At 58.4% G+C, this 11467-nt stretch carries 6 protein-coding genes and 1 pseudogene; 1 reads left to right on the top strand and 6 read right to left on the bottom strand.

Annotated features, from left to right (window positions below):
- The first annotated feature begins 246 nt into the window (after positions 1 to 246).
- Positions 247 to 4365: a type VII secretion protein EccCb gene (gene eccCb, locus IRZ24_RS10745; RefSeq protein ID WP_297163768.1), complete on the top strand. Its 4119-nt coding sequence runs from the start codon at positions 247 to 249 to the stop codon at positions 4363 to 4365.
- Here eccCb and IRZ24_RS10740 read toward each other — a convergent pair.
- The 6 genes and pseudogenes from IRZ24_RS10740 to IRZ24_RS10715 all read right to left on the bottom strand — a co-directional run.
- On the bottom strand, positions 4362 to 5615 hold the full coding sequence (locus IRZ24_RS10740) for an ROK family protein (RefSeq protein ID WP_297163766.1): 1254 nt from the start codon (positions 5613 to 5615) through the stop codon (positions 4362 to 4364). The genes eccCb and IRZ24_RS10740 overlap by 4 nt on opposite strands.
- A gap of 311 nt (positions 5616 to 5926) precedes the next feature.
- Positions 5927 to 7408: a glycerol kinase GlpK gene (gene glpK / locus IRZ24_RS10735; RefSeq protein ID WP_297163763.1), complete on the bottom strand. Its 1482-nt coding sequence runs from the start codon at positions 7406 to 7408 to the stop codon at positions 5927 to 5929.
- 173 nt (positions 7409 to 7581) lie between these two features.
- Positions 7582 to 9129 (bottom strand): amino acid permease, encoded by a 1548-nt coding sequence (locus tag IRZ24_RS10730; protein ID WP_297163762.1) that lies wholly within the window; start codon positions 9127 to 9129, stop codon positions 7582 to 7584.
- 306 nt (positions 9130 to 9435) lie between these two features.
- On the bottom strand, positions 9436 to 9903 hold the full coding sequence (locus IRZ24_RS10725) for a CoxG family protein (RefSeq protein ID WP_297163759.1): 468 nt from the start codon (positions 9901 to 9903) through the stop codon (positions 9436 to 9438).
- The gene (locus IRZ24_RS10720; RefSeq protein ID WP_297163756.1) at positions 9900 to 10886 is read right to left on the bottom strand and encodes an FAD-dependent oxidoreductase; all 987 of its coding nucleotides are present in this window, start codon (positions 10884 to 10886) and stop codon (positions 9900 to 9902) included. The genes IRZ24_RS10725 and IRZ24_RS10720 overlap by 4 nt, the downstream gene beginning before the upstream one ends.
- Positions 10887 to 11222: 336 nt before the next feature.
- A pseudogene (locus IRZ24_RS10715) lies at positions 11223 to 11467 on the bottom strand (hypothetical protein); the annotation flags it as partial.

The raw sequence follows: 11467 nt of genomic DNA, 5'->3' as shown, positions 1-11467 counted from the left end.
GTGCTCTTGAGACGCTAGCGCGGTTGCTGCCCTCTTCCAGTGCTCCAAGCGAGAGAACCGGCGGTATTGGAGTAACCTGGGAGCAACTTCCCTTGGCCGGAGCCAACTAATCACCCTAAGATGGACTGGCTGACGGGTGAGCTACCGGTCAGACCGGGGACGCTCGGGGAACCCGATGCCGACTCGAGCAGAAGCGCAGCGTTTCTGAGCTGAGCGTTGGTCAAGCGATGGCGAGAAGGATGCATCATGCAAAAGCAGGCGACGACCTTCTATCGTCCGGCGCGTGCCTACCCGCCGCGATTACCAAGCGATGAAATCGTGATTAGTGCCCCGCCGACGCAACAGCCGGCCCAGAGCGGACCTCTGAGCTGGCTTCAGTATCTGCTGCCGGTCTTGGGAAGCTTGGGATCTGTCTTTTTCATGTTCACATTCCATACAAACCCGCTCATGGTAGTGGCCAGTTGTGGCATTGGGGGGATGATGATCATGTCAGGCCTCATCATGGGCGTGATCCAGCGCCGTGCCCTCAAAAAGCAGCAGCAGCAGCAACGCAGCCTCTACCTTGACTACCTGGAGCGAGTTCGCAAGCATCTGCTCTGGCTGGCTAAGGAACAGCGTCTGGTTGAGCAGCGGCTCTACCCCCCCTATGAAGAGTTGGCGGAACGAGTTGAGCGGCGTGAATATCTCTGGGAGCGTCGCCCCACTGACTTCGATTTCATGATGACGCGCATTGGCATTGGCCCTGGTCCTCTGTGCTGTCCCCTGCGCTTAGACATAAGCAACGCCAATTTCATGGCGCAGTATGTACCTGAGCTGCGCGCTCAAGCTGAGGCCCTGGTAGCCGAGTATAGCTATCTGAACGATGTCGCAGCTCTTATCCCTCTACGCTCCTTCGGCACCCTGGCGATCAGCGGAAGCTTGAGCGCAGGTCGGGCCTTGGCCCGAGCCATCATCTGTCAGCTTGTCGCTTTCCACGCCCCCGAGGATGTCCGCTGTCTGGTCTACTTCCCAGGTGAGCGCGTGGAAGAATGGAATTGGCTGAAGTGGTTGCCCCATGTGCGGCGCCTCCATCAAGTGAAAGCTGAGCATCGCTATGCTCCCGAGCAGCTTTGTATGCTTGCTACAACTGTCGGGGATTTGCAGCAACTGCTGCAACAGCAAATTAAACCAGAGGTGGAACGACGGACAAAACTGAGCGAGGAGGCGGGGAACGATGAGCAAGAGCGCCGGCGGGCCGCACAGGCCAGTTTGCCTCACCTGGTGGTCGTGCTTGATAGCTTCTCACCTCATGAGCCTGTTGGCCAGTTGCCTGAGCTGGAGCTGTTGTTCGCGAAGGCCAGTCAAGCCGGGGTAACCGTCATCTGCTTGGTAGAGGACCGCTATCACGAGCCAGCGGCTATTCAGGCAAGGCTGGAACTCTCAGAGGTCGGAGGCCTGCACTTTGAGGAAATCGCCTATGGTGGACGCCGCATGGAGGGCCTGCTACCCGATCAGATTGAGCCGGCGCTCTGCGAGCGGATCGCTCGCAGCCTGGCACCGCTTACGCTGAGTGAAGCCTCTCAGCAAGATCTCTCGCAGGATATTCGCCTGCTCGAATTACTGACAATCCCTTCCGCGGATAGCTTCAATCCAGGCCAGTGTTGGCAGGCCACGGAAGAGCAGTATGAGAATCTGCTGCGCGTGCCCATTGGACGCCGCGCCGATGGCCATCCTCTGGTACTGGATCTGAAGGAAGCCGCTGATAAGGGGATGGGTCCGCATGGTTTGATTGTAGGGGCCACCGGCTCGGGCAAGAGTGAGCTGCTGCGCACACTGGTCAGCGCTCTGGCTATAACCCATGATCCGCGCACGCTTAACTTCGTCTTGATCGACTTTAAGGGCGGTGCTTCCTTCAACGATTTCCAGGCGCTGCCCCATGTAGTCGGTGTGGTGACGAATCTGCAAAGTGATCTTGCCCTGGTGGATCGTGTCTACGCTGCCCTCCTCGGCGAACAGCAGCGACGTCAGCGCATGTTGCGCGACGCTGGCAATCTCGACAATATCAAGCAGTATCGAGCCAAGTGGAAGATGCATCCCGAAATGGAGCCGATGCCTCATCTGCTGATCATTGTCGATGAGTTTGCCGAATTGATAGCGCAGCGCAGTGATTTTCTGGACCTCTTTGTGACAATGGGGAGAGTTGGGCGCAGCCTGGGCTTGCATTTGCTCTTTGCTACCCAGCGCCTAGAAGAGGGCCGCATTAAGGGCCTGGAGAGCCACCTGCGCTATCGCATTTGTCTGCGTACCTATAGCGCCGCCGAAAGCCGTACGGTACTTGGCACGGCAGACGCCTACTATTTACCCTCGGTGCCCGGCATCGGCTATTTCAAGGTCGACGTTGATACCTACGAGCTGTTTAAATCTGCCTTGATTTCGGTCCCCTACCTCCCTCTGGCAGAACAGCACTCACTTGAAAGCAAGATTCGCATCTTTACTGCTAATGGTAAGCTTCTGCATTATCAACAAGTCGTAGGAGATGCCCGTCGTTTCTTATCTATTCCAGCTATCGCCGGCTCTGCAGAGCTACATACAGAAATGGATGTGGTCATTGAGCGCATTGCAAAAGCAGTGCCGCCGGTATTCGCTCATCTCATTCATCAGGTATGGCTGCCGCCGCTGCCACGCGTGCTCACACTTGACGCTGTGCTAGCTCATACGGATCATCCACACTTGACAGACCTGTATACAAAGGAAGCCCCGCCCTTTGGCGATTTGCGCGTCCCGGTTGGCCTGGTGGATAAGCCGCTAGAACAGGTGCAAGAACCGCTGTGGCTGGACTTCTCTGGTACTGGTGGTCACCTCGCGATTATTGGTGCCCCACAGTCCGGTAAGAGCACCTTCCTGCGCACCTTGATCACGTCTTTCATGTTGACGCATACGCCACGCGATGTACAATTCTACTGCATTGACATGGGGGGTGGGCTGCTGCGCATTTTTGAGCAGGCGCCGCATGTAGGGGCCGTCTGTGGCAAACCTGAGCGCGATAAAATCAGGCGAGTGGTGCGCCAGATGCGGCGGGTGATAGAGGAGCGAGAATTTCTCTTCCGCGAGCGTGGCATCGATAGTATGACGACCTTCCGCGCGATGCGGCAGCGTGGTGAGCTAGATGACGTGCCATTTGGCGATGTCTTTCTCATCATCGATAACTTTGCCCAATTCTATCAAGACTTCGACCAACTGGAGCCGGATCTTGCAGAGATTGTTTCCAGCGGTCTGGCCTATGGGGTGCATCTGATCATTGCCGCCAACCGCTGGGCGGAAGTGCGCCCACGACTGCGTGACAACATTGGTACCCGCCTGGAGCTGCGCCTGAATGATCCTATCGATTCAGAGCTAGGAAGAGCAATAGCGGCGGCCATTCCTGCCGGTGTGCCTGGGCGCGGGGCCAATCGCGACAAGCTCTTCTTCCAGATTGCCTTACCGCTCATAGCCGGTGACGGCCAGGAGGCGATCGAACACCTCCATTTAGGCATTCAGGGGTACCTCCTGAACCTCATCGAACGCATTCGCCGCCATTGGAAGGGGCTGGTAGCGCCACCTGTTCTGATGCTGCCGCCACTCGTCCGCTGGGAAGATTTGCCAGAGCCGTCGCCCGAAGAGCCGCCGGGTGTGCCCATCGGTTTAGAGGAGTTTCGTCTGAAACCAGTCTACATCGATCTAATCACTGCGGGGCCGCACTTCCTGATTCTGGGCGACAGCGAGTGTGGCAAGACCTCACTCCTGCGCGCCTGGATACGTGGCTTAGAGCGGCGCTACACTCCTCAGCAGGTGGCCTATGCCATCGTCGATTTCCGCAAGCGTCTCTTGGATTTTGTCGACAGCAAGGCCTTGTTGACCTATGCCTACAATAGCCAGACGCTGACAAACTGTGTGGGCAATCTGAAAGTTGATCTGGAGCGTCGTCTCAAGAGGATCTCTGAGGTACCGCTGACTGAATTACGGCGCCCCCAGCAGTGGACTGGGCGTCACTATTTCCTTTTCGTGGATGACTATGAAGCCATCGGAGGCTCAGGGAGCAGTCCGCTAGTGCCACTTCAGGAATACCTGCTCGTAGGGAGTGATATTGGCTTTCATCTCGTATTGGTGCATCGCGTGGGAGGAGTCTCACGGGCCATGTTCGAGCCAATCATGCAGCGTTTGCGCGAGATGGGGACGCCTGGCCTCATTCTGAGCGGGGATCCGATGGAAGGCAAGCTCTTACATGGGCTGGCGGCGACCCCTCTGCCGCCCGGGCGGGCCTATCTGGTGCAGCCGAAGCATCCACCCATGTTAGTACAGTTGGCTTTTGCTGCTCCTCAGTGGGAAGAGGCCCAGGTCGCGGATTAATGGTCTTGACCATGCGAATGACGAGGCCTGAGACGGGTATGGGAGGGCGAAGCAGAACCAAGGTCATCAGGGGGATGTGGAACTGACGACAGGGGACGCTCCATGACCAGATGGCTGAGATCATCACTGATCGCAGGCAGGCGATAGAGATGAGTTGTGCGCCGCTGGGCAATGGCGAGCTGCTCAAAGCTGAGTGGAGAGACGGGAGAGGAAGCCTCCTCATAGAACTGCCCAGGCAAGACTGCTGCCTCATGACTGGCCTGCGTTGGAGTCAAGAGGGGGACAACGCTGCCGATGAGGGCCGCTTCCCGTCCCAGGTATGCCGGCACAATGCTAAGCGCTTCGGCTCGTCGGCACTCTTCTGCACTCGCATGCTGTCCTAGTTGGGAGCGGAGGGAGCGGCGTAGATGATTGACCAGTAGTTCGTCAGCGTTCAGTAAACCGCTGCCCAGAACCACCACTTCGGGAGCGAACTGTCGCAAATAGTGGACTGTAGCAATGCCAAGCCAGTGGCCTATCTCCTGATAGATGGTGAGTGCTACGCTATCGCCACGAATCGCCTCTTCCGCCAGTAGCTGGGCGCTCAATTGCTCACGATTGCTGAGGCGCTGGATCAGGCTGCTCGGCTCGCCTTTGCGCGCTGCGCGCTGAATGAGGCGCTGGACAGCCTCCAGTGAGACCAGGGTACTGATGCAGCCCCGACGCCCACAGCTACAGCGCGGGCCAGTGTTCGCTACCGGCAAATGGCAGACATGCCCCGTGTATTCCCGAGCCGTTGGCTCCGGCTGGCCATCGCTGATCAGGGCTGCACCTACTACCGCATGAACGGTGAGTAACAAAGCTCGACGGCTGCTCCTGGCGGCTCCATAAGCGTACTCGCCAAGCGCTGCCGCCTCAACATCGCTGTGTAGTCGCACGGGGAGGTGATAGCGTGTTTCTAATAGGTCGCACAAGGGGAAATGGTTGAGAGAGGGAAGGAGAGGAATGAGAAAAGGACGGCGGTATGTCTGGTCAAGTTTGCCCGGCAAGGCCAAACCGATCCCTTGCAAGGCATAACCCACTTCCTCAGCTCGCTGCACAGCAGCATCGATGGCCCGCAGATATGGCTCTAGCGTGGCTCGCGCCGGACGCCCGCGCAGCGTTCTCGCCTCGAAGCGCTCTCGAACCTGGCCATCGGCAGAAATAATGGCGATCGTTGCCCGACTGCTTCCAATCTCCACCCCGACCGCCGCGCTCAGCTCTGGCACCATGTCCCTGATCCTGCTAGCGGCTCCTGCCCGGGTGGCTGCACTCTATTAGAACACATGTTCAACATGTGGTTGACCCGAGCAACACAGACAGAAACAATAACGACAGTTTATGCAATTCAAAGTATACTCGCGGTTGAGAACCTTTGTCAAGAGCACCCGTTCGCCTCATACCTGGCGAGCCTGGCTGACGCAGGAAGAAAGGGCTGGGGGCTACCTTGCGTAAGCTGCCGAGATAGCTCCCCAGCCTGTGGCGTGCAATGGCGGGCGGCGAGTGTAGAGTGAGGGAAGCGGCAGAGCAGGCACAGAGGATCTCAAGCGATAGCGGCCCAGCCGCGGGCGCGCTCCACCGCATTAAACCAGCGCCGATAGAGAGTCTCAATCGAACCATTGCCGCGCGGACGGTAGACCTTTGCCTCACGCCAGAGGAGAGCGGTTTCCGTTTCATCGCGCCAGAGGCCGGCTCCGATGCCAGCCAAGAAAGCAGCGCCCAGAGCTGTCGTCTCCTGGACGGCAGCGATATGCACTTCGACTCCCGTAATATCGGCCAGTGCCTGCATCAGGAAGCTATTAGCCGAGGCTCCCCCGTCGACCTTTAGACTATGGATTGGGCGACCGGTATCCTGGACCATTGCCTGCAGCACATCGCGGGTACTGAAGGCGATCCCTTCCAGGGTAGCCCGTACCAGGTGGGCGCGAGTTGTCGCGCGAGTCAGGCCAACAATCGTGCCACGGGCATAGCTATCCCAATAAGGAGCGGCCAGACCTGCCAGGGCCGGCACAAAGAAGACTCCCCCGCTATCGGGGACCGACAGCGCCAGCTCTAGCGTCTCCTCCGGGCTGTGCACCAGACCGATGTCGCGCAGCCATTGGATGGCTGCCCCAGCTACATAGATGCCGCCGTCAAGGGCATAGATGATTTCCTTGCCGCGTGACCAGGCGACGGTTGGGAGCAGGCCATGACGCGAAGTTGGCAGCGTCTGACCGGCATTGAGTAAGATAAAGGCGCCGGTACCATAGGTCACTTTGACATCGTTCGGAGCGTAGCAGGCCTGGCCAAAAAGCGCCGCCTGCTGGTCTACCAACGAGGCTGTCAGTGGCAATGCGCGCCCAAAGTGCTCCGATGCGATTGTCCCGAAGAGCGAACAAGATGGCTGAATATCCGGCAAAATCGAACGGGGGATCTCCAGCAGGGCCAATACCTCCTCATCCCAATCGCGCAGGCGAGGATTATAGAGCATGGTCCGTGAAGCCGTAGTCTCATCGGTGCGGTGCTCGCCCAGCAAGCACCACATCAGCCAGGCATCAGTTGTTCCGGCCAGTAGCTCGCCACGGGTGGCCAGCTCCCGTGCTCCGGCCACATTATCCAGCACCCAGCGAATCTTTGTCGCTGAGAAGTAAGGATCGAGAGGCAGCCCAGTGCGCTCACGGATGAGGCGTTCGGCGCCCTCGCGGCGCAACTGTTCGCACAGCAAATCGGTACGGCGGTCCTGCCAGCTAATAGCATTGTAAAGCGGTTGTCCGCTGCGTCGATGCCAGACCACCACCGTCTCTCCCTGATTAGCCAGGCCACAGGCTAATAGTGGCACCTCTCCGGCAGCCTGAATAGCCGCGCGGGCATTAGAAAGCACGCTCTCCAACAAATCATAGGGATTCTGCTCTACCCAGCCTGGCTGTGGATAGGTCAGCGGCACCTCGCTCGTTGCCTGAGCCAGGCAGCGAGCTTCGGCGTCAAAGATGAGCGCTTTTGTGCGAGTAGTTCCCTGGTCAATAGCGAGTATTGCAGGGGCCATCATCCTTGCTCTCCTCCTGTACGGATGCCCTTTCCAGAGCAGCATCATCGGCTGCATCGCTTTGCCTTTGAGCCTGCTCGTGCGCTTGGCTTCTGACAACAGGCGGGGGCGCGAAGGGCACGAGCAGGCCTTATTAGCAGATCAATCACTGAGGCGGATAGCAAGCCCCGACTCTGCTAGGTTGTTGATGAGCCTGAGACCTCGGTAGAGGGTGAGGAACTGCTCAGAGCACGTACTGTCTCCTCAATGGGTACTGTCCTAAGGACCTCTGGTCGCGCAATAAGCAACCAGACAAAATAGATCAAGCCGAGCGCGAACATTCCCAGTGTGTAGAGCCAGGGAATAGCGAACTGGGCATCACGGAAGATCAGCAACTCAAAGACGAGCCAGACGAGTGCCAGAATAACCACTGGCCACTCAAAGGCGCCCAGATCAAGGCCGCCGGGAATAGAAGGCAAGCGTCGTCGGGCTACCAGATAGTAAATCACGGTCAGCAGGTAAATAATCGCGGGCAAGAGTGTAGCTGCAGAGAAGAGATTGCTGAGGGTCGTGGTCTGATTCTGTGCCAGGCCGATGCCAGCAAAGAGAGCCAGGACCAGCTCACAGAGAACAAATGAGAGCAGTGTTGAGGGAACAGGGGTCCCTGTGTTGGGATTGACCTGACGCAGCCAGCGCGAGGCTGGGAAGCGCTCATCGCGTGACATTGCCCAGATCAAGCGCGTCAAGGTGATAAAGATCACCAGGCCGCAAGCAAAGATCGAGAAGGTCACCAATACCAGAAAGATATCTCCGACAATTGGCCCCAAGATGTGAGTAATGATATCGGCCACCGGTGTAGCAGAACTGGCCAGCTCCTGCAGATTGTCGGAGGCCAGATTGAGGGCGATCAAGAAAGCAAAGCCGACGACGCCGCTCAACAGAACCGACGACCACATGGCAAAAGGCACAGTACGGTGTGCCTCCTGCGTCTCTTCAGCCAGGTTGGCCGCTGCCTCGAAGCCTACGATTGTAAAAGCCCCCAACAGGAAGGAGAGCATGAAAGGACCACTAGAGAAGAGGCCTCCGAAGCTGAAGTAATCAGTAGCGGGGACGCTGCCGGTGCTAAAGAGATGGTCGGGATGCAACAGGCCACGAACACCGCCGACAATCAGGAGCAGAACGGTCAAACCGATGATGCCGACTACCTCGGTGCCAACAGCGGTATTATTGATGCGCGTTGCCCAGACAGTAGAGAAGAGCACCAGCAGCGTCTGAATCAGAATGACAGCCGCTGTGGCGATCCAGGCATTCACCGGTGTCTCGGTATACCCAAAGAGCGTTGGCAGAACAGTCTGGGCCACGGCGTAATCGACAGCCACCACGTCGACGACCAGGAACATGAAAGAGATCCAGCCCGTGAGCCAGCCGATCTTAGGATTGATGAGACGCGAAGCCCACTGATAAGAATAGCCGGCCAAAGGAATACGAGAGGCCAGGGCGCCGAAAACAAGGGCCACCAGGAGCTGACCGACAATGACCAGGGGCCAGGTCCAAATGCCGCGCGGTCCACCCCAGTTCAGCACTGAGCCGTAGGTAGTGAAGATGCCCGTTGTAATTGAGATAAAGGAGAAACCCACTGCGAAAGAAGCGAATCGCTTCAGCTCGCGGCGGAACTCCTGCCGATAGCCGAACTTTTCAACAAGCTGCTCTTCGGAGATAAGCTGAGGTTGCTTACTGAGCGACATAGAAGGTGCTCCTTTCTCCTGCAGGGCGAAAGATTGCGCGTCGTTGATTGGTAGCTAACTCGGGCTACCGGGCTACCAAAGGCCAGCCCTGTGGGCGCTACACTGGCTGGCTAACGAACTGAGCTGATAGTGACCCTCGTGGCCCTTCCCTTCCCTCGGCCCGGGACCGCACTGGCATGCTCTTGTCTGCACGGCGGACCCGTGGTAGCGCTCACTCCTTGTAGTGAGGAATGAAAGGAAGACGGCCTTCCTTAAGTCTGGCTATCCTCCTGCTTACACAGGAGGACAGGGAAGCAAGAGCCTCTACTAGGACTGATGAGGCTGCTGAGCCTGGGTGGAGAAGAGCTGAGCAACATTGGTAGCAAACTGCGATGCGAGACGGTTCGCTGTTGCTCGGATGATGGCCTCGCCCAGGCTCGCCAGGCGTCCCAGCATCGAAAGATCGATGGCGTAGCGTACCTCCGTTTCTCCCGCCTTGGGGACCAGGTCGATCACCAGGCGAGCGCGAAAAGCTCCTGCCATGGCTAATGGCTCGCCGACCATCTCGGCAACCAGGTGGTCTGGCTCATGAGCCTCTAGCAAAGTACCATGAGCGCGGGCACGGATGGTCATGAACTGGATCTTGACTGCCAGGAGCGCCTCGTAGTGCCTATCGTCGACACGCTGCGCCTCTTCGCAGCCCGGGACGACGCGGCAGAGCTGAAGCGGGTCCATGAAGATCTGCCAGACCCGTTCCCGAGGTGCACTGACATTGACCGTGCCGTTGAGCTTCATGATACACCTCCTGGCAGCAAGGCTGCCACCTCTTTTCCCATGCGCAAAGAATCCTGATGATCCAGCTCAGGTCTGACCACCGTGCCGATAGCATAGATACCAGGGACGCTGGTGCGGTAATGGCTATCAACGGCGATCGCCCCAGAGGCTGTCAGTTCTACCCCGCTCCCCTTCAGCCAGTGCGTGTTCGCCAGCAGGCCAGTAGCATAGACCAGGGTATCAACTTCGATCTCCACTGGTTGCTGATCGCAGAGCAAGCGCACAGCGCTAAGACGAGGAAAGCCGCAGATCTTCTCTAGGGTCCCGCAAAGCCTGACCTGGCGACCATTGCCTGCGGTAGGGGCTGCCGTGATCACTTCCATCCCCGCTTCGGCCAGGCGCCTGGCTGTGGCAAGGGCATAGCGGGACTCGCCATAGACCAAAGCCCGTCTTCCGGGCAGGTAGCCTCGGGTCAGCAACTGCAAGGCCAGGACGGGTGTCATGACACCTGCTGGGCGCGTCCCCGGGATAGCATCATGTTCACGAGGCCGCTCAAGTCCGCCACAAGCAATGACGACGTTCCGAGCACGCACATGAGCTGTTCCCTGGCGCTGGCGTACGACCAGCGTATGGGCCGTCTCGGAGTCGCTGGCGGGTAGCAATCCCACTGCTGTCGTTTGCAAGAGCAACCTCACTCCCGCGGGAAAAGGGAAATCTCGCAGCAGCTCCCACTCTTCCCCAAAGCCATCAGCGGGCAGCAGATAACGCAGCAGACCCCCCACCTGCTCCTGATAATCGAGCACTACCGTGCGTCCGAGAGCCGCGGCCCCACTGCGCAGTAAACTCAAAGCGCTCAAGCCGGCTCCGACAATGGCCACGTTATAAATCTCTCCCTCCGGATCTTCCGTCAAGTCGGGCCGCCACGGGCCCCAGGCTTCAGCCGGAGAAGAAAGATGGCTCCCTTCTTGCTCTCCGCATGGGGTTGACGCTTCAGTCTCTCTCATACTGTCTCTCCTCCGAGGCCAAAGGCACTGACCGGCAGTCAGCCATAGCTTCGCCTCATATCGCAGGGAGGGAGGCAGGTCTGCCCAGCCTAGCTAAAGCCGCCATCCTATGAGAATGGGCTGCCGTCAACTAGCTCTGGAATCCGGGCCGACGAGATCTCCGGCTACGGGCAAGCTCCTAGCTTCAGCCAGGGGGCGTGGACCAGAGAGATATCCTCCCAAGGTATGGGTTGACAATTGCCCCTTCCTCATCTGCATCCCTACGCTTCGGCGTACCGCCAGGCTCACGCCAGCCTGGCAAGGATGGGATGGATAGCCGAGTACAGTGCAAGCGATCTACAGCGCTCGCTTAGGCTCCTCGCCACTATGGGCGGCGATATTCTCAAGGCGCGTCAAGCGTTCATTGAGCAAGCGCGACCCGGGGGCATGTTTCTCCAACGAGAGAGGATCGCGACCCAGCTCCTGCTGAAACAGCTCGATGAGGCGGGGAAGGCACAGATTGCCCTGGCACTCCCCTAGCATGGCGCCAGTCCGCCGTTTCAGGCCGTCTAAGGTTCTTGGTGGAAGAGGCGAGCGCAGGG

This window comes from Thermogemmatispora sp., assembly GCF_019683755.1.
In the GTDB taxonomy this organism is placed as follows: domain Bacteria; phylum Chloroflexota; class Ktedonobacteria; order Ktedonobacterales; family Ktedonobacteraceae; genus Thermogemmatispora.
This window is presented reverse-complemented; position numbering and strand designations above follow the sequence as displayed.

Coding starts and splice junctions, on each gene's coding strand:
- IRZ24_RS10730 (WP_297163762.1), bottom strand. CDS start 9,129: ATGTCGCTCAGTAAGCAACCTCAGCTTATCTCCGAAGAGCAGCTTGTT.
- IRZ24_RS10725 (WP_297163759.1), bottom strand. CDS start 9,903: ATGAAGCTCAACGGCACGGTCAATGTCAGTGCACCTCGGGAACGGGTC.
- eccCb (WP_297163768.1), top strand. CDS start 247: ATGCAAAAGCAGGCGACGACCTTCTATCGTCCGGCGCGTGCCTACCCG.
- IRZ24_RS10720 (WP_297163756.1), bottom strand. CDS start 10,886: ATGAGAGAGACTGAAGCGTCAACCCCATGCGGAGAGCAAGAAGGGAGC.
- IRZ24_RS10740 (WP_297163766.1), bottom strand. CDS start 5,615: ATGGTGCCAGAGCTGAGCGCGGCGGTCGGGGTGGAGATTGGAAGCAGT.
- glpK (WP_297163763.1), bottom strand. CDS start 7,408: ATGATGGCCCCTGCAATACTCGCTATTGACCAGGGAACTACTCGCACA.